Origin of the sequence: Sphingobium wenxiniae (genome assembly GCF_007830065.1) — a bacterium.
Lineage (GTDB): Bacteria > Pseudomonadota > Alphaproteobacteria > Sphingomonadales > Sphingomonadaceae > Sphingobium > Sphingobium wenxiniae.
Genome location: NZ_VLKK01000005.1, coordinates 227,805 through 246,865, shown reverse-complemented (window position 1 = coordinate 246,865; position 19,061 = coordinate 227,805). Strand labels below are relative to the sequence as shown.

At 63.7% G+C, this 19,061-nt stretch carries 18 protein-coding genes and 1 tRNA gene; 6 read left to right on the top strand and 13 right to left on the bottom strand.

From position 1 onward, the window contains the following. The coding region (locus IQ35_RS09250; protein WP_145072831.1) for an integrase core domain-containing protein at positions 1-308 on the top strand (308 nt) is incomplete at its 5' end. A gap of 94 nt (positions 309-402) precedes the next feature. Beyond that, positions 403-564 carry a hypothetical protein gene (locus IQ35_RS21210; protein ID WP_021243137.1) on the top strand — a complete coding sequence of 54 codons (162 nt, stop codon included), beginning with the start codon at positions 403-405 and terminating at the stop codon, positions 562-564. A gap of 46 nt (positions 565-610) precedes the next feature. Here IQ35_RS21210 and IQ35_RS09245 read toward each other — a convergent pair whose 3' ends face one another. After that, positions 611-856 carry a hypothetical protein gene (locus tag IQ35_RS09245; RefSeq protein WP_021243138.1) on the bottom strand — a complete coding sequence of 82 codons (246 nt, stop codon included), beginning with the start codon at positions 854-856 and terminating at the stop codon, positions 611-613. Positions 857-1,047: 191 nt separating this feature from the next. On the opposite strand from IQ35_RS09245, the gene IQ35_RS09240 reads away from it, so the two are divergent. From IQ35_RS09240 to IQ35_RS09230, 3 genes are all read left to right on the top strand, one after another. Further along, positions 1,048-1,614 (top strand): hemerythrin domain-containing protein, encoded by a 567-nt coding sequence (locus IQ35_RS09240; RefSeq protein ID WP_242003312.1) that lies wholly within the window; start codon positions 1,048-1,050, stop codon positions 1,612-1,614. A 26-nt stretch (positions 1,615-1,640) separates the two neighbouring features. Then, on the top strand, positions 1,641-1,901 hold the full coding sequence (locus IQ35_RS09235) for a hypothetical protein (RefSeq protein WP_145072828.1): 261 nt from the start codon (positions 1,641-1,643) through the stop codon (positions 1,899-1,901). An 83-nt stretch (positions 1,902-1,984) separates the two neighbouring features. Then, positions 1,985-2,224 (top strand): hypothetical protein, encoded by a 240-nt coding sequence (locus IQ35_RS09230; protein ID WP_021243141.1) that lies wholly within the window; start codon positions 1,985-1,987, stop codon positions 2,222-2,224. 134 nt (positions 2,225-2,358) lie between these two features. Here IQ35_RS09230 and cobA read toward each other — a convergent pair whose 3' ends face one another. The 8 genes from cobA to IQ35_RS09190 form a co-directional block, all read right to left on the bottom strand. After that, a complete protein-coding gene (cobA, locus tag IQ35_RS09225; RefSeq protein ID WP_021243142.1) occupies positions 2,359-3,156 on the bottom strand; it encodes a uroporphyrinogen-III C-methyltransferase in 798 nt (265 codons plus the stop codon). Further along, positions 3,143-5,749 (bottom strand): nitrate reductase, encoded by a 2,607-nt coding sequence (locus tag IQ35_RS09220; RefSeq protein WP_145072825.1) that lies wholly within the window; start codon positions 5,747-5,749, stop codon positions 3,143-3,145. The genes cobA and IQ35_RS09220 overlap by 14 nt, the downstream gene beginning before the upstream one ends. A 5-nt stretch (positions 5,750-5,754) precedes the next feature. Beyond that, positions 5,755-6,123 (bottom strand): nitrite reductase small subunit NirD, encoded by a 369-nt coding sequence (gene nirD / locus IQ35_RS09215; protein ID WP_021243144.1) that lies wholly within the window; start codon positions 6,121-6,123, stop codon positions 5,755-5,757. Then, positions 6,120-8,639, bottom strand: a complete 2,520-nt coding sequence (nirB, locus tag IQ35_RS09210) for a nitrite reductase large subunit NirB (protein WP_145072822.1) — start codon at positions 8,637-8,639, stop codon at positions 6,120-6,122. The genes nirD and nirB overlap by 4 nt, the downstream gene beginning before the upstream one ends. A 189-nt stretch (positions 8,640-8,828) precedes the next feature. After that, positions 8,829-10,034 carry a hypothetical protein gene (locus tag IQ35_RS09205; RefSeq protein ID WP_145072820.1) on the bottom strand — a complete coding sequence of 402 codons (1,206 nt, stop codon included), beginning with the start codon at positions 10,032-10,034 and terminating at the stop codon, positions 8,829-8,831. 62 nt (positions 10,035-10,096) lie between these two features. Beyond that, positions 10,097-11,341 (bottom strand): nitrate/nitrite transporter, encoded by a 1,245-nt coding sequence (locus IQ35_RS09200; RefSeq protein WP_021243147.1) that lies wholly within the window; start codon positions 11,339-11,341, stop codon positions 10,097-10,099. Between the two features lie 215 nt (positions 11,342-11,556). Continuing rightward, complete coding sequence (locus tag IQ35_RS09195; protein ID WP_145072817.1) at positions 11,557-12,771, bottom strand: CmpA/NrtA family ABC transporter substrate-binding protein; 1,215 nt, start codon at positions 12,769-12,771, stop codon at positions 11,557-11,559. Further along, positions 12,771-13,349, bottom strand: a complete 579-nt coding sequence (locus tag IQ35_RS09190) for an ANTAR domain-containing response regulator (protein WP_021243149.1) — start codon at positions 13,347-13,349, stop codon at positions 12,771-12,773. Before IQ35_RS09190 ends, IQ35_RS09195 begins: the two co-directional genes overlap by 1 nt. 108 nt (positions 13,350-13,457) lie before the next feature. On the opposite strand from IQ35_RS09190, the gene IQ35_RS21315 reads away from it, so the two are divergent. Further along, positions 13,458-13,610, top strand: coding sequence for a hypothetical protein (locus IQ35_RS21315; protein ID WP_206751996.1), 153 nt, complete (start codon positions 13,458-13,460; stop codon positions 13,608-13,610). 279 nt (positions 13,611-13,889) lie between these two features. On the opposite strand, the gene IQ35_RS09180 is transcribed toward IQ35_RS21315, so the two are convergent. From IQ35_RS09180 to IQ35_RS09165, 4 genes are all read right to left on the bottom strand, one after another. Next, complete coding sequence (locus IQ35_RS09180; RefSeq protein ID WP_145072814.1) at positions 13,890-15,428, bottom strand: SpoVR family protein; 1,539 nt, start codon at positions 15,426-15,428, stop codon at positions 13,890-13,892. Continuing rightward, entirely contained in the window at positions 15,428-16,738 is a 1,311-nt protein-coding gene (locus IQ35_RS09175; protein ID WP_145072811.1) for a YeaH/YhbH family protein, read from the bottom strand. Before IQ35_RS09175 ends, IQ35_RS09180 begins: the two co-directional genes overlap by 1 nt. A 19-nt stretch (positions 16,739-16,757) precedes the next feature. After that, on the bottom strand, positions 16,758-18,701 hold the full coding sequence (locus tag IQ35_RS09170; protein ID WP_145072808.1) for a PrkA family serine protein kinase: 1,944 nt from the start codon (positions 18,699-18,701) through the stop codon (positions 16,758-16,760). Between the two features lie 253 nt (positions 18,702-18,954). After that, positions 18,955-19,030: transfer RNA gene (locus IQ35_RS09165), tRNA-Thr, on the bottom strand. Between the last annotated feature and the right edge of the window lie 31 nt (positions 19,031-19,061).

The window sequence follows — 19,061 nt, the reverse complement described above, 5'->3', positions numbered from 1 at the left end:
GCGGCAGCCAATATGTCTCGATCAGATACTCCGAGCGCCTTGCCGAAGCCGGTATCGAACCGTCGGTTGGCAGTGTCGGCGACAGCTATGACAACGCTTTGGCCGAGACAATCAATGGCCTTTACAAGGCCGAGGTGATCCACCGGCGAGGCCCATGGCGGTCGTTCGAAGCGGTCGAATATGCCACGCTGGAATGGGTCGACTGGTTCAACAACCGACGACTGCTGGAGCCCAACGGCAATATCCCGCCCGCCGAAGCCGAAGAACGATATTATGCCATGCTGGACGACCAACCCATGGCTGCGTAACTTAAACCAAATGGCCTCCGACAAACCCGGGGCGGTTCAAAGCTATGTTTCCCAGAGAACATAAGAAGAGAAAAAACATAGGAAGAGAGATGTGATGAGTCCGCAGGATGCTTTCTATTTCGCGCGTCGGGCCCAGGAAGAGAATCGGAAGGCGGCGGCTGCGCGATTGCGAGGCGAAGACCAGAGCGCGGTCGCGGTTCATGCCGAACTGGCCGTGCGGTATCAGGCAAAGGCGCTGATGCTTCAACGCCAATAAACCCTTCCTGAGCGTTCACGGGGCATCCGCCTCCGCGACGATCGGTTCAGCTTCGCTTTCCATCCCGCGGACGGTCCATGCCCTTTCCGTCCGGGCGCGAATCCCGCCGATCCGACAAGGGATAATCGTCCGGCGTGACGCTACCCACAACGGGCCGTTTGGATACGGGTTCGGGCTTCTGGCCGCCCGGCGTCCGGGGGTCTTCCTCTTCCCGTCCCGGCAGGGCGTCGCCCAGCGGCCCGCGCGGGGTCTGCGTCTTTTCGGGAACATGTTCGCCTGCCTTCCGCTTCATGATCCATCTCCGTTTGGTGTAACTAAAGTCGCAACCGGCTCATGGCTCGTGCCGTTCCTTCGCCCTTGCGAAAGATGCGCCAAAGCGCCTTCCCGATAACATGAGTGAATGCCCGATACGTCTTGCGGCTGCGGCGGGAACGTCCGCCTCGACCCCTCGTTATGAAAGGCCAACCCATAGGAGGGAAAATCGTGGCGACACATGCTCATCCATCCCATTCCAACAGCGGCGCCATGCTGGTCGGCGCGGGCATCGGCGCCGGTCTTGCATTTCTGGGCATAGTCGGCCGAAAACTGGCGGTGCAGGCGCCCACCGCGCTGGCAGGCGAGTGGGACAAGGCGCTCGCGGCCGAGCACGATATGGCGCTCGCCCTCTTCGACAAGCTGCGGGACGTACCAGCAGACGCGGAAGGCAAGCGCACACTCCTGCTGATGCAGCTCAAGCATGCATTGGGCAAACATGCGCTGGAAGAAGAGAATGCCATCTATCCCGCCATGCGGGATGCGGGCATGGAGGCGGAAGCCGACGCGCTGAACGGCGATCACGGCTATGTTAAGCAATATCTCTATGACCTGACCGATCTGGTGAAGGACGATGCGGCTTTTCAGACCAGGCTGGCCGCCTTTCGCACCGACATCGAAAGCCATATGCGGCGGGAGGAGGATGAGCTTTTCCCCCGGCTCAGGCAGGCACTGGATCATCAGGCCGCCAACCGGCTGACCCGAAGGATGAATCGGGAAGGGTTGAAGCTGGCCTGACGCCCCCTTGAATAAGGAGTATCCCGATGAACGACGATCAGCGCGACGACCGGCCGCGCCCGACCAAGCGGACCCGCGATCCTAACATATCCACGGAAAACCAGCCGGAGGGCGCGGCCCGGCAGCCGAGCGATACACTCGATCGGGAACCGGCGCGCGACCCGCTCAGCGGGGGCGCCGTCCCCTCCAACTACGATCCCAAGACGATGACTCGCCACGGCGAGGAAAATGACAGCCGCGCGGGTCAGGAGGGAGCAGGCGAAAAAGTGAGGCGGGACGACGCATAGGCGCCCCTCCCCTGATCGGCGGCAGAGAGGAAAACATGGCGACGCTGCCGCAATAGCGATGCGGCCAGGCAAGGAGAGCAAAAATGACCGACCAGAACCGTGACAGCCGCACGCAGGATGACAGCCAATTGCGCGACGTTCCGGAAACCCCCGGACAGGGCGGAACCGGCGGAGGCAACATCGCTAGGGACGTAGGATCGCGCGATGAGGAAAAAACCGCCACGGGCGCCGACCCCGAACCGACATCCGTCACCAAGAAGGACAAGCTTCAGCCGGATACCGGAACCCGATCGGATCATGAAGGCGCCCAGGGAAAGTCCTGAGCGGGGAGACCTGTTGGCTTCCGGGCGGCGCGATCCACACACCCGCCAAATTCTTGTTAACCGCCGGTGCCTTTCCGGGTATCGGGTGGAATCGGCAAGCCTTTGAATATCCAGCGCACGACAGTCGTTTGCGCTCAGCAGAGAAGGCTTCCGGCCTTATGACCCGCGATGGGTAGTTGTGGCCTCCATTCATTAATGCCGCTCATGGCTTCTCCTATAAGAAGCAGAGTCGGGTCGTCATCGCTTACCGTCTCGACAAGGAAGGCGAGCGCCGACAGCCTGCCCCGGATCAGCCGTTCGTTGGGCAGCGAGACGTTCACCGCCACCATAACCGGCGTTTCGGGATCGCGTCCGGCGGCAATCAGGGAGCGGCCGATCTCCCCTGCGGCAGCACGGCCCATATAGATACCCAGCGTGCCGCCGGGCCGCGCCAGCGTTTCCCAGTCGAGCGTGAGCGGCTCGCCCGCTTTCAGATGCGCCGTCACCAGCGTCAGCCCCCGCGCCACGCCGCGCAAGGTGAGCGAGGCGTTGCCGCTCGCCGCCGCCGCGCTGGCGGTGGTGATGCCAGGGCATATGCTCACCCCTATGCCTTCCTCCGCCAGATGCGCCATTTCCTCCGCCGAGCGGCCGAAGACCGAAGGGTCGCCGCCCTTGAGACGCACGACCCGCTTGCCCGCCCTGGCCGCCGTCAGCAGCAGGTCGTTGATATTTTCCTGCGCCTTGCTGTGGCGGCCGGATCGTTTGCCGACGCTCACCCGCTCCACGCCTTCGGGGATCAGGTCGAGCACGCCCGGCCCCACCAGCGCGTCGTGGAAGACGATCTGTGCCGCCACGATCAGCTTTTCGGCCTTGCGGGTGAGCAGGTCCGGGTCGCCCGGTCCCGCGCCGACCAGCCAGACCTGGCCGGGCGCGATAAGTTCATTCGGCTGCATGAAGCGTCTCCCGCATGGTTTGGGCAAGGATATTGGCAAGCGCGGGGCGGCAGGATCCGCAATTGGTGCCCGCGCCCAGCGCCTTGCCGATGGCGGGAATGTCGACGAGGCTCTGTTCGCGGATGGCTGCCACGATCTGATTGAGACCAATGTCGAAGCAGACACAGATGGTCGCGCCCTTGTCCGGCTGATTCCCCGGCCCGCGCGCGGCAAGGACCGACGCACCGACTTCCTGTGCCTGAAGCTGGCCGATCAGCCAGTCGCGGGACGGCAGAATGCCGCTGCGCGTGACGAACAGCACCCCCGCCAGTTGGCCGTCGCTGATGATGGCGACGCGGCGAGTGCCGCGCGTAACGTCGATGGCTTCCACCCTGTCGCCTTTGGGCAGGCAGGCATCCAGCCGCGCAGGATCGCCATGACCCGCGACCTCGTAGAGCGCACCATCCGGCACGGTGACGCGTGTCGCCCAAAGACAGGGGACTCGCACCGGTTCCGTGCCGCGAAGGATGAGGAAGCCTTTCCATTCCGTCATCTGCCGTTCGACGCGGGCGGGCGTGGACTTGAAGCCGGGCTGGCCGGAGTGAGGATCGGTGAGCGGACGCGGCAAGAGGCCGGTGCGGCCGCCGGTCGATATCTGGTCGGTCCAGTGGATCGGCGTAAATATCTCGCCGGGACGCTGGCCTTCGCTCAGCGCCGCCCGGAACAGGCTGTCGCCCTGCGGCGTGGAAACACGGGCGAGGTCGCCTTCCTCCAGGCCCAGCGCCTGCGCGTCGTGGGGATGGATTTCGACCAGCGGCTCTTCCCGATGCCGCGCCAGTTTCGGCGACAGGCCGGTGCGGGTCATCGTGTGCCACTGATCGCGATAGCGCCCGGTGTTGAGCGTCATCGGCCAATCATGGAGCGGCGCCTGCACGTCCATCTGCTTGACCATAACCAGCCGCGCCTTGCCGTCCGGCGTCGGAAACCGCCCGTCGGCAAAGGGCGCGCCGCCCCAGCGGAACGGCTCCATCGTTTCATAGGCGTCATTGCCGATGATGGCTTGGGACCGCAGGTTGAGCAGCCGCGCGCCGTCATTCTGATAAGCGGTCAGGCGCGCATGTTCGCGCCAGATGTCGGCTGGCCGTTCATAGGCGAAGGCATTGCGCCAGCCCATGCGGCGGGCGACTTCCTTGACAATCCACCAGTCTGGCCTTGCCTCGCCGGGGAGCGTCAGGAAGGGACGCTGGCGGCTGATCGTGCGGTCCGAATTGGTGACGGTGCCGTCCTTTTCCCCCCATCCTGCGGCGGGAAGGCGGACATCGGCATAAGCGCTGGTGTCGGTGTCGGCGATCACATCCGACACGACCACGAAGGGGCAGGATTCCAGCGCCTCGCGCACGCGGCCGGCGTCGGGCAGCGAGACGGCGGGGTTGGTCGCCATCACCCACAGCGCCTTGATCCGTCCTTCGCCCATGGCGCGGAACAGGTCGACCGCTTTCAAGCCCGGTTTGGCGGCCATGCGCGGCGCGGCCCAGAAGCGGCCCACCCGCTCCACATTGTCCGGCGCGAAGTCCATGTGCGCGGCCAGCGTCGAGGCAAGGCCGCCGACTTCGCGCCCGCCCATCGCATTGGGCTGGCCGGTGATCGAGAAAGGCGCGGCGCCCGGCTTGCCGATGCGTCCCGTGGCAAGATGGACGTTGATGATCGCGTTCACCTGATCCGTGCCGCGGATCGACTGGTTGATGCCCTGACTGAACAGGGTGACGGTGCGCGGGGCCGCTGCAAACAGTTCATAGAATTGCTGGAGCAGCGCGGGCGCAAGGTCGCATGTCTTCGCGGTGCTCCAGAGATCGTGACCCGCGCGGATATGCTCCCAGAAGCCTTCGGGCGCGTTCACATGATGGGCCATGAAGGCCGGGTCGATAACACCGGCCTGATCGCACCATGCGAGCAAGCCGTTCATCAGCGCGACGTCCGTGCCGGGTTTCACCGGAAGGTGCAGGTCCGCGTCTTCGCAGGTTTCGGTGCGGCGCGGGTCGATCACGATCAGCTTCGCGCCCCGCGCGGCGCGGGCGGCCTGAATACGTTGATAGACGATCGGATGGCACCAGGCGGTGTTGGAGCCGACCAGCACGATCAGGTCCGCTTCCTCCAGATCGGTATAGGTGGCGGGCACCACATCCTCCCCAAAGGCGCGATTGTGCCCCGCAACCGCGCTCGACATGCAAAGGCGCGAATTGGTGTCGATATTGGCCGAGCCGATGAAGCCCTTCATCAGCTTGTTGGCGACATAATAATCCTCGGTCAGCAACTGGCCGGAGACATAGAAGGCAACGCTGTCGGGACCATGACGGTCGATGGTTTCGCGAAACCGCTTCGCCACAAGGTCAAGCGCCTTGTCCCAGCTTGCCCGCCGCTTGCCGATCATCGGATGGAGCAGGCGGCCTGTCAGGCCCACCGTCTCGCCCAGATGCGTGCCCTTGGAACAGAGCCGCCCGCCATTGGCCGGATGCGCCTCATCCCCCTTGATCTGCACGGAACGCGGGCCGGTCGGCATGGCCGTTATGCCGCAGCCGACGCCGCAATAGGCGCAGGTTGTGCGGATCGGTTGCATCGCCGTCAGGCCGCCTTTCTTGCGGTTCGGGACGGGATCACCGCTTCGCGCAACAGGTAGATGCGGCCTGCATCGACCTTGAGCGGGACGGTCGGCACGCATCCCTCATCGCTGCCCAGCGCCTCACCGGACTTGAGCGAGATGTTCCAGTTGTGCAGCGGACAGGCGACGACATTGCCATGGACGATGCCCTGGCTCAGCGGCCCCTGCTTGTGCGGGCATTTGTTGACCAGAGCGTAGAACTGATTGTCGAGCGTGTGGAAGATCGCGATCTCCTCCCCGCCGCGCACCGGCAGCGTCCGGGCGTTGCCGGGGGATATCTGGCTCACCGGGCCGATATCCAGCCAATCTCCGACATTGTTCGAGACGGTCATACGACAAACTCCATGGGACGCACTTCGGCGAGATGTTGGTGCAGTTCGGCATCTTCGCCCCCGGCGCGGCGCGCCCAGGGGTCTTCCTGGCTGAAGCTTTGGGAGAAGAGGAAGCGGGCACGAAGCGCCTCGCGGCCCTCGTCATCCTCGACGATCCGGCTTTTCACATAGTCGACGCCTACACGCCCGATCCACGGCGCGGTGCGCTCCAGATAGCGGGCTTCCTCGCGATAGAGCTGGATGAAGGCGGCGCAGTAATCCAGCGCCTCCTGCTCGGTCGCGACCTTGCAAAGAAGGTCGGTGGCGCGGACGTGGATGCCGCCATTGCCGCCGACATGCAGTTCATAGCCCGAGTCCACGCAGACCACGCCGAAGTCCTTGATCGTCGCCTCCGCGCAATTGCGAGGGCAGCCGGAGGCGGCGATCTTGAACTTATGGGGCATCCACGATCCCCAGGTCATCCGCTCGATCTTCACGCCAAGGCCGGTCGAATCCTGCGTGCCGAAGCGGCACCATTCACTGCCCACGCAGGTTTTCACCGTGCGGAGCGACTTGCCATAGGCATGGCCCGACACCATGCCCGCGGCATTGAGGTCGGCCCAGACGGCGGGCAGATCCTCCTTCCTGATGCCGAAAATGTCGAGCCGCTGGCCGCCCGTCACTTTCACCATCGGGGCATTATATTTCTCGACCACATCCGCGATGGCGCGCAATTCACGCGGGTTGGTGAGGCCGCCCCACATGCGCGGCACGACCGAATAGGTGCCGTCCTTCTGGATATTGGCGTGCATCCGTTCATTGACGAAGCGGCTCTGCTGGTCGTCCCGATATCCGCCGGGCAGCGCGCAGAGCAGATAATAATTGAGCGCCGGGCGGCAGGAGGAACAGCCGTCAGGAGTCGACCAGTGCAGCTTGTGCATGACTTCGGGGATGGATTTCATTCCCTGCGCCACGATTTCGCGGCGAACATCGTCATGGCCGAAGCTGGTGCATTTGCAAACCGTCCTGGTCGCGCGCTCACCGGAATAATCGTCACCCAGCGTCACCGCGAGCAGGGTTTCGACAAGTCCCGTGCAGCTCCCGCAACTCGCCGACGCCTTGCAGGTGGCGCGGACGGCATCCAGCGTGCAATTCCCCGCTTCGACACAGGCGACGACCTGCCCCTTGCTGACGCCGTTGCAGCCGCAAATCTCGGCATCGTCCGAGAGCGCCGCAACGGCCGCCTTAGGGTCCGCCTGCCCACCTCCGGAGGCGAAGGCCTGGCCGAAGATCAGGAGGTCGCGGATTTCGCCGACGTCCTCGCCCTTTCTGAGAAGGTCGAAATACCAGCCGCCATCCGCCGTATCGCCATAGAGCACCGCGCCGATGACCTTGTCGTCCTTGACCACGACGCGCTTGTAGACGCCGCGCGAAGCGTCGCGCAGGACGATATCCTCGCATCCCTCGCCACCGGAAAAGTCTCCGGCGGAAAAGACGTCCAGTCCCGCGACCTTGAGCTTGGTCGAAGTGACGGAGCCGCGATAGCCCGTATGCCGGTCCGTCAGGCCGTCGGCAAGGCTGCGGCACATGTCCCAGAGCGGCGCGACAAGGCCATAGACGTTGCCGTCATGCTCGACACATTCGCCGACCGCGAACACATCGGGGTCGCTCGTCACCATATGATCGTCGACCCTGATGCCGCGCCCGATATCCAGCCCCGCCTCCCGCGCGAGCGCGACCGAAGGACGGATGCCCACCGCCATCACCACAAGGCTGGCGGGGATGTCGCGCCCGTCCTTCAGGCGAACACCCTCGACCTGGCCCTCGCCATAGATTTCCGCCGTGTCGGCCCCGGTCAGGATGGTCTGGCCGCGCCCTTCCAGCGCGGTCTTGAGCAACCAGCCCGCCGCCTCGTCCAACTGGCGCTCCATCAGCGTCGGCATCAGGTGGATCACCGTCACCTTCATGCCGCGCAGCGTCAGGCCATGCGCCGCTTCCAGCCCCAGAAGCCCGCCGCCGATCACCACCGCGCCGCCGCCATTCGCAGCGGCCTCCAGCATGGTGTCCACATCCTTCATGTCGCGAAAGCTGATGACGCCGGGCAAATCCTTCCCCGGCACCGGAATGATGAAGGGGTCCGACCCGGTGGCGATCAGCAGCTTGTCATAGCCCACGGTGCGGCCCGATCGGCTCGTGACGGTCTTGGCGGCGCGGTCTATCGCCGTCACCGGATCGCCCGCGATCAGTTCGATGTCATTCTCATCATACCATTGGCGGCTGTTGATGACGATGTCTTCGAACGTCTTCTCTCCCGCCAGAACCGGCGAAAGCATGATGCGGTTATAGTTCACATGCGGCTCGGCCCCGAAAATCGTGACGCGATAGCGCCCCGCGTCCCGCGCCAGCAGTTCCTCGATCGCGCGGCACCCGGCCATGCCGTTGCCGACGACGACCAGATGCTCCCGAACGCCTTCCGCCGGGATGAGGATCACCGCTCCATCCTCCGTCCGGCTTTCGTTCCCGACCTGAAAATCCATCCCCGTATCTCCGGATAAAGAAAAAGGCCGCCATCCGGACCCTCGGCTTGCGAACCGAAAGTCAGGATGGCGGCCTTGCCATCATTTGCGCGTCACCGGCCCGTCCCTGGACCGCTTCGGCTATGGTTGGAAGGACAGCGTCGTCCTTTGCAGTGCAGCATATGCCGATTCGCGTATCGGCTCAAGGCCCTAATAGCTCCAGTCGATCTGCGCCCAGAATTTGCGCGTATCCGTGGCGAACGCCTTGGCATCATAGCGGGCGTAGCGGAGCGACAGCGCCATCTTGCCGACCTTCGCGGACGCAAGAAAATCCCATTCATCGCCGTAATGCCGGTCGATCCGATCGCTTTCGAACCGGTGCCACACCGCCTGGAGCGCAACGGCGGAAAGCGGCCCCAATTCTTTCCAGCCATGGCCGCCGCCGACATACAGGTCGCGGATGCCGTCAGGCGGCGTCGTCAGGAGCTTGTCGGCCCAGCCCTGAAACTTGAAATTGGCGCCGAGCGGCGTCTGGAAGCCGGTGAGCGCCGCTCCATGGCTTGCGCCCAGCACTTCATAACCGGCGTTGAGCCTCCATCCCCTCACTTCCAGCGTGGCGTCGGCCAGCCAGTAGCCGGCGGCATAATCACCGGGATTGCGGCGGTAATCCGACTGCCGCGCATAGCTGAACTGATAGCTTAGCGTCACGCTTTCCAGAAGCGGCCGCGCTCCAGTCAGCCTTACGCCATAGCTCTGGCTCGACAGGCGATAGCCCTGCACCGCCGCCTCGTCCTGATCGACCAGATAGGCAAAGCCCGTCAGCGTGCCTAGCGGCATGACCCAGGAAAGATTGGCGAAAATGTTGTCGCCGCTCACCGCCTGCTGCCGCGCGCCATTGCCGTCGATGCCCCAGATCGTCCGCACGCTCCAGGCATAGGCGACATCCAGCTTCACCCCCCTGGCAGGCGTCAGCTCGGCACGCACGGCATCGAACGTCTGGGCATTGTCGCGAAAGGCCACATTGCCGACGAATCTTTCATCGTCGAGCGCGATCTTCTGCCTTCCTCCGGTCAGCGTCAGCGCGGCGCCCCTATATTGCATCTGGGCGATGTAGAGCGCGACATTCCGGGGGTCCGCGACGATGGGCCGCGTGGCGGCGCCGTTTACGCCGTCATGATAGTCGTCGATGATGGCCAGCGTGCCCTGCCCGACGACCGTGGCGCTCCATTCCGCACCGACCGCCTGAACCCCGGCGCGGGCGCGGACGGTAAGCGCGTCCGCCTTTTGGGCAAGGCCCTCCTGATCGGCATGTTCGTAGCGCAACCGTGCTTCGGCGACGGGCTTGAGCGTGATGTCCTGGGCGCAAGCGGGTCCTGCGACGGCCAGCGCGGCCGCCGTTGCGAGAAGATATCTCATGAAAAGCGTCCCCCTCGAAATGGGACGGCGGCCTTGCCGCGGCCGCCGCCTTCCCCTTTGATTCAGATGCGCGCGGCGGTATTCCAGTTCGCGCGCCAACGGCCCTTGACCAGTGCGATGCCGATGAACGCCGCCGCCGCCAGCACCGCGAAGATCAGGAAACCGGGGGCGAAGCTGCCGGTCAGTTGCTTGGCAAGACCAAGCGAACTGGCGAGATAGAAGCCGCCGACGCCGCCCGCCATGCCGACGAGGCCGGTCATGACACCGATCTCCGCCTGAAACCGCTGCGGCACGAGTTGGAAAACCGAGCCGTTGCCGGTCCCCAGCGCCAGCATCGCCAGGACGAAAAGTCCCAGCGCAGCCGCGAGCGTAGGCGCATAGGCAACCCCGGCCAGCGCCAGCGCCGCCACCACATAGACCGTCATCAGCGCCCTGATCCCGCCGATCCGGTCGGCGAGCGCGCCGCCCATCGGACGGACCAGAGATCCTGCGAACACACAGCCTGCGGTGCAATAACCCGCGACCACCGGCGTCAGCCCGAACTGATCGGTGAAGTAGATCGGCAGGGACGCGGCGAGACCGACGAAGCCACCGAACGTCACGGCATAGAAAGCCATCAGCCACCACGCATCGGCTTGCTTGAGCGGCTGGAAATAATCGACCAGCTTCTTGGGCGCGGGCGCGTTCGGCGCATCCTTCGCCATCAGCATATAGGTGATGAAGACGATCGAGAGCGGAATGCAGGCCAGCCCCAGCACAGCGTTCCAGCCGAACAGCCTGGCCAGCCCCGGCGCGAAGAGCGAGGCCAGCACCGTCCCGGAATTGCCCATGCCCGCAAGGCCCATGGCCTTGCCCTGATGCTCCGGCGGATACCAGCGGCTAGCCAGCGGCAACGCGATCGCGAAACTCGCTCCCGCAAAGCCCAGAATGACCCCCAGCGCCAGCGTCCCGGCAAAGCTGTCCACGCCCATGACCCAGGCGGTGAAGAGGCCCGCGATCACGATCACCTGACTGATAGCGCCCGATAATTTCGGCCCGATCCTGTCGACCAGCAGTCCGTTCACGACCCGCAGCAGCGCGCCCGCCAGCGTCGGCGTCGCGACCATCAGCCCCTTTTCCGCCGGGGTCAGCGCCAATGTCTCCGCGATGGAAGGCGCCAGCGGGCCCAGCAGGACCCACACCATGAAGGCGAGGTCGAAATAGAGAAAGGCGGCGATCAGCGTCGGCGTGTGGCCGGCTTTCCAGAAACTTGTGGCGGGCGCGGCCGATCCGGCCTTGTCCTCGCCATCCCAAAAGGCAGTTGCCATGATACGTCCCCATAAACGGCAATGGACATGAAAAAAGCCGCTCGGCCGAACGTCACCCAGAGGAGCGAGTCCGGTCAGCGGCTTTGCTGCTATGATGATGGAATGGCGGTCCCGGCCTTGGGAGGGCACATCCCGGATAAACGCGCTTCGTCGCGCGACTCTTATGTTATCCCGCGATTCTTTTCATGTTGCAAGGCACAAAATTATACCGCCTTTCAATGCTGCGGCGCAAAATCCGCCAGATAGTCCTCCATCCGCTCAGGATCGAAAATCCGCCCGTCGAAAAAGCGGTCGGGACCAAGGGTCAGTTCGCCCCGTCGCGATCCCACGCCCAGCGGCGAGACGACCGCCCCTTCCACCTTCATGCTCGCGCCGGGCATCGGGACATCGCTGTCCGCCAGCGCGCGGCGGAAGATATCAGGCCGGAACACCGAAGCCGCTTTCGCCGCCATGGCGGACTCATGCGCCACCATCTTCCAACGGACGAGCTGGGAATAAATCCACAGCGCCTGACTGCGCCACGGAAAAGGCGTGGCTTCGCGGGCGAACAGCATGAAATCGGCCATGGGCAGCGCCGCCTCCCCCGCCCGCGCGACGACCGCGCCGCCAAGCGCCCGGCGGATGAGATCGGCGGGCTGGTCGACATAGCGTGGCCGGGCAAGCAACTCCGCCAGTTCATCGCGATGGACAGGATCGTCGCACCACGCGGCCGCCCGCGCCAAGGCCCGCAGCAGCGCGTCCACCGTTTCGGGATTGGCCTCCATCCAATTCTCGCGGAAGGCCAGCACTTTCTCAACGCCGCGCTGCCATATCCGTTCGCCCACCGCCACCGTTTCGGCAAGGCCCGCTTCCACCGACGCGCTGCCCCACGGTTCGCCCGCGATGAAGCCATCCACCTCGCCCGCGCGAAGCGCTTCCACCGTCAGCGAAGGCGGCAGCACCCGCAACAGCACGTCGCGGTCCGGGTCCACGCCCGCGCTCGCCAGCCAGTAACGCAGCATCAGCGCATGGCTGGAGAAGCGATGGACCACGCCGATAATGGGCTTGCGTTTCCACAGGCCGATGGCGGCTGCAAAATCATGCGCGGTGCCCAACGGATCGGCCAGCCGCGCCGCCACATCGGGTTCCAGCGCCTTGGCGAAATCGCTCGCCATCACCAGCATGTTGCCGTTGACGTTGAGCTTGTAAGGGGCGGCAAGCGCCGCGGGCTGCTGGCTGAGGCCCAGCGTCACCGCGACGGCGAGCGGGGCCAGCATCTGCGCGGCCTGCACCTGCCCGAAGACCAGCCGGTCGCGCAACGTCGCCCAGCTTGTCGTGCGGACAAGGTCGAGCGCGATACCCTCCTCCTCCGCAAAGCCCCTCTCGCGCGCAACGGCCAGCACGGCGGCATCGGTCAGCGGCAGGAAAGCGATCCGCAGGGTTGTCGTCATCAGGCTCCTCCCAACAGGTCGCTGGCCGTGATGAGCGCCTGCGCCACGTCCACGATCTTCTTCCCCTGGTTCATCGCGCTGGTCCGCAACAGGGCATAGGCGTCTTGTTCCGACAGGCCGCGCTGGTTCATCAGGATCGATTTGGCCCGGTCGATGATCTTGCGGTCGGACAGCGCCGTGCGCGCCTCCTCCAGTTCCGACTGAATCTTCGCAAAGGCGTTGAAGCGGCGGACGGCCAGTTCCAGCACCGGCTTCACCCGCTCCTTCCGCAAGCCGTCGACCACATAGGCGGACACGCCCGCATCGATGGCCGCGCCGATCATGGCCTCGTCCGACTGGTCCACGAACATGGCGATCGGCCGGGCAAGCGCACGGCTGACGGTCAGCATTTCCTCCAGCGTGTCGCGGCTGGGGCTGCCCAGGTCCATCAGCACCACATCGGGGGCCATGCGTTCGAGCCGCGCGACAAAGGCTCCGCGCGGCGGCACGATATGGATATCGTCATAGCCTGCGTCGCGCAGCCCTTCTTCCAGGACCGTCGCCCGCAATCCGCTGTCATCGATGATGACGATTCTCATGCCGCCGCCCGAGCCATGACACGCACATCGCCGACCTTGATTTGCACGTCAATGCACGGCGCTCACACCGACCATGGCATCAATCAAACAAAGTATCGGGGAAGGAGCATGGAACCGCCTTCCTTCGATGGCATCTCTCCAGCGCCTGTCGCCCCTCACTGGACGGGCTGGACCATCTCCACCACCGGCGTGCCGGGTCTCTGCGCCGGGCCGGACGAACCTGCCTCCGCGCGGCGGCGGAACTCCGACGCCATCGCCTGATGCATCGTCCGGGCCGAAGCGTCCGCGGTCGTTGACGCAAGCCGCTCGTGCATTCTTGCCCGCTCAAGACATTCCTGCGGGGTAAGGGCATCCGTCATGAACCGACCTCCTGCATGACTGTCGGGCATGGCCCAATCCCGCTACGCCATGCGATCCAGCGCCAGCGTCTCGACAAAGTCCAACCCGCAAAAAACCGGCATGGAATCTACGCCTGTTGAGCCTTGATGGAAAACGGAATCTGAAAGGCGGCCGTCGCGCTTTCCATCCGTCCGATGCCCTTCACCGCATCCAGCCGGAGAGCGGCTGGGATCGATGGCTCTTCAATTCCTTTCGGTTCCCGGCATCGACTTCGCTCAGCGCGACTTCATAACCCCATAGATTCGCCAGATTTTGAAGCACCTTGGCGGTGTCGCCCGCATCCAGAAGCACGCCGTTCACCACCACATGCTCCAGCATCAGTGTACGGTCCCCGGCCAGATCGACGTCCACGACCTGAATATCCGGCTCCTGCTGCCCAATATCATATTCGCGCGCCAAGGCCCGCCGGATGCGGCGATAGCCCCTTTCGTCGTGGATGGCGTCGACCCGGACTTCCGAGTCGCTTTCCCGGTCGAGTATCTTGAACAAGCGCCATTGCCGGATCAGGCGCGGGCTGAGGAACTGCGAGATGAAGCTTTCGTCGCGGTAATTCGCCCATATGTCCTTCAACACCTCCAGCGGGTCGCACGATCCGGCAATGGCGCCGAACCATTCGCGATCCTCCTGCGTCGGGTCCATGCAGATGCGCTCCACATCGGTCATGATGCCGAAACCCAGCGCATAGGGGTTGAAGCTGCTGAAATGCCCGGAATCATAGGTCGGCTGGTAGACGACACCCGTATGCGACTGGAGGAATTCCAGGAACGCGCCGTCGGTGATCTGCCCCCGCTCGTGCAGCGTCGTCATGATCCGGTAGTGGGTATAGGTCGCCGCGCCTTCGTTCATCGCCTTGGTCTGGCGCTGGGGATAGAAATATTGCGCGATCAGTCGGACGATCCGCAATATCTCCCGCTGCCACGCCTCCAGCCGGGGGCCGGACTTTTCGAGGAAATAGAGGATATTCTCCTGCGGCAGACCCAGCGCGGCCAGCCGTTCGTCGCGTTCGACCGTCGCCGCCTTCGCGCCCACCGGCACCGTGCGCCAGAGATCGTCATAGATGCGGTCGCGATAGGCCTGCCGCTCGGCCTCCCGCTCCGCCTCGTGCCGCAGATCGCGGGGGCGCACGCGGGGATAGCGGTGCACGCCCTGGTTCATCAGCGCATGGGCCGCATCCAGCACCCGCTCGACCGCCAGTTGCCCGTGCCGCTCCTCGCACTGGGCGATATAGCGCTTGGCGAATTCCAGATAGTCGAGGATGCCGTCCGCGTCGGTCCACTGACGGAAGAGATAGTTGTTCTTGAAGAAATGGTTATGCCCGAAGGCCGCATGGGCGATCACCAGCGTCTGCATCATCGCGCTGTTTTCCTGCATGATATAGCTGATGCAGGGATTGGAGTTGATGACCAGTTCATAGGCGAGGCCGCGCAGCCCCTTGCGGTAGAGCATCTCGTTGGTGACGAATTGCTTGCCGAAGGACCAGTGCTTGTAGAAGAGCGGCATCCCCACCGACGAATAGGCGTCGAGCATCTGTTCGGAACTGATGATCTCAAGCTGGTTGGGATAGACGTTCAGCTTCATCTCATCGACGGCGATCGGCTCTATCGCGTCATAGATGCGGTTGACGAGCGCGAAGTCCCAATCGCTGCCGGTAAACAGGGGCGTTTCCGCGCGCACGTCCATCAGCTTCGCGCCCTCTCGCCGACGCCCCGGCGCTGGAAGAGTTCGCGGAAGACGGGATAGATTTCCCGGCGATGCGCGACCTTGCGCATCACGAAATGGCGATGCGCCTCCGCCACCGGGGCATAAGCCTGCCACAGGGTCGTCATCGACTGCATCATCGTCGCGTCGGGGAACTCCTCCCGGCCGACTTCCAGATAAGCGACATATTGGGCCATGGGCAGGATATGGTCCTGCATGAGGCTGACGACCCTGGGATTGTCCTGCATCATATTGTCGCCGTCCGACGCTTGCGCGACATAGATGTTCCAGTTGTCGGGACGATAGCGGTCCGCCGCCACCTCGATCAGCTTGTCGAGCGCGCTCGACACCAGCGTGCCGCCCGTGACGGTGCTGTAGAAGAAAGTCTGCTCATCGACCTCCGCCGCCCGGTCGGTATGGTGGATGAACACCACCTCGACATGCTCGTAGCAGCGCGACAGGAACAGATGGAGCAGCGCGAAGAAGCGTTTCGCCAGATCCTTCATATGCTCGCTCATGGAGCCGGACACGTCCATCAGGCAGAACATCACCGCCTGTGCGACGGGGCGGGGCACGGCCTCGAACCGGCGATACCGCAGGTCGACCGGATCGATATAGGCGATGAGGTTGCGGCGGCGGATGATATGGGCACGATCCTCGCGAAGCCGCTCCAGCAGGCCGGCATCCTCCGGCCGGGGCGGGTCGCGGGCTTCGATCGCCGCGATTTCATCTTCTATCCGCTCCAATTCAGCGCCGCTCGGCCGCCGGAGCGCCATGCGCCGCCCCATCGCCTTCTGCATGGTGCGGGGCACGGACAGATTGGACGGCGATCCGGCGGTGGAATACCCCGCGCGCCTGATCCCGTCGATCTCGCCGCCGACCAGCCGCCGCTTGGCAAGATCGGGCAACTCCAGATCGTCAAGGAACAGGTCGAGAAACTCCTCGCGGCTCAGCACGAACTGGAAATCGTCATTCCCTTCGCCCTGGCCCGCATCCGCGCCTGCCCCCTCGCCGCCTTCCGGACGCTTGATCCGGTCGCCTTCCACATAATCATGATTGCCGGGCAGCACCCGTTCGCGATTGCCGCCCGTCGCCGCGCGATGGAAGGTCGGCTCATAGATCGCATCGCGGCCGATGGAGATTTCGCCCTCTTTATCCAGTTCGCGGATACCGCGATCCTTCAGGCTGTCACGCACCGCCTTCTGCACATACGCCCTTGCCCTTCGCAGGAAACGCTGCCGGTTGACCAGGCTCTTGCCGCCGGGGTTCAGGCGTCGGTCGACGATGTGCATGTCGGTCGGCGCACCCCCCTCATCCCGCCTGTTTCACGCGGATATACCATTCGACGAGCCGCCTCACCTGCCGCTCGGTATAGCCGCGCTCGATCATGCGGGAGACGAACTCCTCATGCTTGCCGGCGGTGTCGCCGTCCTTCTTCGACCCAAAGCTGATGACGGGCAGCAGATCCTCGACCTGGCTGAACATCCGCTTTTCGATGACTTCGCGGATTTTCTCATAGGATGTCCATGACGGATTGCGCCCATCATGGCTCGCGCGCATCCGCAGCGCGAACTTCACGACCTCGTTGCGGAAATCCTTGGGATTGGCGATTCCGGCGGGCTTTTCCGTCTTGGTCAGTTCCTGGTTGATGACCTCCCGGTCGAGAAGCTGGCCGGTGTCCGGGTCCTTGAAATCCAGATCCTCGATCCACGCATCGGCATAAGCGACATAGCGATCGAACAGATTCTGCCCGTAATCGTCATAGGATTCGAGATAGGCTTTCTGAATCTCGTTCCCGATGAACTCGGCATAGCGCGGGACCAGTTCGCCCTTGATGAACTCCAGATAACGGGCCTCCGTCTCGGCGGGGAACTGTTCCTGCCGCACCATCCCTTCCAGCACATACATCAGATGGACCGGGTCCGCCGCGATCTCGGTGGTGTCGTGGTTGAAGGTCGCCGACAGCGCCTTGAAGGCGAAGCGGGTCGAAATCCCCGACATCCCCTCATCCACGCCCGCCGCGTCGCGATATTCCTGAAGGCTTTTCGCGCGCGGGTCGATTTCCCGCAGCATTTCGCCGTCATAGACGCGCATCTTCGAATAGAGATTGCTGTTCTCATGCTCGCGCAGCCGCGTCAGCACGGAAAAGCGCGCCAGCATGTCCAGCGTCCCCGGCGCGCAGGGCGCCTTGTTCAGATCGGAATCGCGCAGCAGCTTTTCATAAACCTGCCGTTCCTCGGTCGCTTGCAGGCTATAGGGCACCTTGATGACGTAGATGCGGTCGATGAAGGCTTCGTTATTCTTGTTGTTCTTGAAATTCTGCCATTCCGACTCATTGGAGTGCGCCATGATGATCCCGGTAAAGGGAATGGCGCCGATATTCTCCGTGCCGATATAATTGCCCTCCTGCGTCGCCGTCAGCAGCGGATGGAGCATCTTGATCGGCGCCTTGAACATCTCGACGAACTCAAGGATGCCCTGATTGGCGCGGTTGAGGCCGCCCGAATAGCTGTAGGCGTCGGGATCGTTCTGCGAGAGCATCTCCAGCTTGCGGATGTCCACCTTCCCCACCAGCGAGGAGATGTCCTGATTATTCTCATCCCCCGGCTCGGTCTTCGAAATGGCGATCTGGCGGATGCGCGAGGGCATCAATCGAACGACCGTGAAGCGCGAAATGTCGCCGCTGAACTCATCGAGCCGCTTGCGGCACCAAGGGCTGATAAGGCCCGTCAGCCGCCGCCGGGGAATGCCGTAGCTGTCCTCGATCATGTCGCCATGGGTTTCTGCGTCGAACAGCGCCAGCGGGCTTTCGAAGATCGGGCTGATCTCCTCCCCGGCTTTCAGCGCATAGATGGGGTGCACCTCCATCAGCGATTTCAGCCGCTCGGCCAGCGACGACTTGCCGCCGCCCACCGGTCCCAGCAGATAGAGGATCTGCTTGCGCTCCTCCAACCCCTGGCTGGCATGGCGCAGGAAGCTGACGATATGCTCGATCGTCCCTTCCATCCCGTAGAAGTTCGAAAAGCTCTTATAGCGCCGGATCGTCCGGTTCATGAAAATCCGGCCGAGACGCGAATCGCGCGACGTGTCGATGATCTCCGGCTCGCCGATGGCTGCCAGCAACCGCTCCGGCGCGGATGCGTGCATCAGCGGATCGTTGCGGCATCCCAGCAGATAATCCTCGACCGACATTTCGGCCTGATGCCGGTCGTCATATGCCCGCAAGAAACTGGAAAACAGTTCGCCATTCGCCATGTGTCGACTCCCGCAACGGCAGTGGTCACGATGCAAGCATACCCCACCGAGCCTTGTAAAAACAGGGTGATACGGAAAATAACGGATTTGGCGCGCCTGACGGGATCTGCCGGCTGCGAAAGATGACAACTCGCGGCCGGAAGGCCGACATACGCCCGCATTGACCTTAAGCATGGAGCTATTGCCGTAGGCTTCCCCCATATAGGGTAACGCGCTGCCTAGCGCCGCATCGCCGCCGATGCCCAGAAAGCCGTGGTGCCGCTTACAGGACTCGAACCTGTGACCCTCGCATTACGAATGCGATGCTCTACCAACTGAGCTAAAGCGGCATCGGGGCGGGCAGATAACAGCGGTTGGCCT

What these genes read in the sequence shown, in the direction of transcription:
- IQ35_RS21210 (WP_021243137.1), top strand. Translation starts at nt 403, where the DNA reads ATGAGTCCGCAGGATGCTTTCTATTTCGCGCGTCGGGCCCAGGAAGAG.
- IQ35_RS09235 (WP_145072828.1), top strand. Translation starts at nt 1,641, where the DNA reads ATGAACGACGATCAGCGCGACGACCGGCCGCGCCCGACCAAGCGGACC.
- IQ35_RS09220 (WP_145072825.1), bottom strand. Translation starts at nt 5,749, where the DNA reads ATGCAACCGATCCGCACAACCTGCGCCTATTGCGGCGTCGGCTGCGGC.
- nirB (WP_145072822.1), bottom strand. Translation starts at nt 8,639, where the DNA reads ATGGATTTTCAGGTCGGGAACGAAAGCCGGACGGAGGATGGAGCGGTG.
- IQ35_RS09205 (WP_145072820.1), bottom strand. Translation starts at nt 10,034, where the DNA reads ATGAGATATCTTCTCGCAACGGCGGCCGCGCTGGCCGTCGCAGGACCC.
- cobA (WP_021243142.1), bottom strand. Translation starts at nt 3,156, where the DNA reads ATGCAGCCGAATGAACTTATCGCGCCCGGCCAGGTCTGGCTGGTCGGC.
- IQ35_RS09230 (WP_021243141.1), top strand. Translation starts at nt 1,985, where the DNA reads ATGACCGACCAGAACCGTGACAGCCGCACGCAGGATGACAGCCAATTG.
- IQ35_RS09190 (WP_021243149.1), bottom strand. Translation starts at nt 13,349, where the DNA reads ATGAGAATCGTCATCATCGATGACAGCGGATTGCGGGCGACGGTCCTG.
- IQ35_RS09175 (WP_145072811.1), bottom strand. Translation starts at nt 16,738, where the DNA reads ATGCACATCGTCGACCGACGCCTGAACCCCGGCGGCAAGAGCCTGGTC.
- nirD (WP_021243144.1), bottom strand. Translation starts at nt 6,123, where the DNA reads ATGACCGTCTCGAACAATGTCGGAGATTGGCTGGATATCGGCCCGGTG.
- IQ35_RS09195 (WP_145072817.1), bottom strand. Translation starts at nt 12,771, where the DNA reads ATGACGACAACCCTGCGGATCGCTTTCCTGCCGCTGACCGATGCCGCC.
- IQ35_RS09180 (WP_145072814.1), bottom strand. Translation starts at nt 15,428, where the DNA reads ATGGACGTGCGCGCGGAAACGCCCCTGTTTACCGGCAGCGATTGGGAC.
- IQ35_RS09245 (WP_021243138.1), bottom strand. Translation starts at nt 856, where the DNA reads ATGAAGCGGAAGGCAGGCGAACATGTTCCCGAAAAGACGCAGACCCCG.
- IQ35_RS09200 (WP_021243147.1), bottom strand. Translation starts at nt 11,341, where the DNA reads ATGGCAACTGCCTTTTGGGATGGCGAGGACAAGGCCGGATCGGCCGCG.
- IQ35_RS09170 (WP_145072808.1), bottom strand. Translation starts at nt 18,701, where the DNA reads ATGGCGAATGGCGAACTGTTTTCCAGTTTCTTGCGGGCATATGACGAC.
- IQ35_RS21315 (WP_206751996.1), top strand. Translation starts at nt 13,458, where the DNA reads ATGGAACCGCCTTCCTTCGATGGCATCTCTCCAGCGCCTGTCGCCCCT.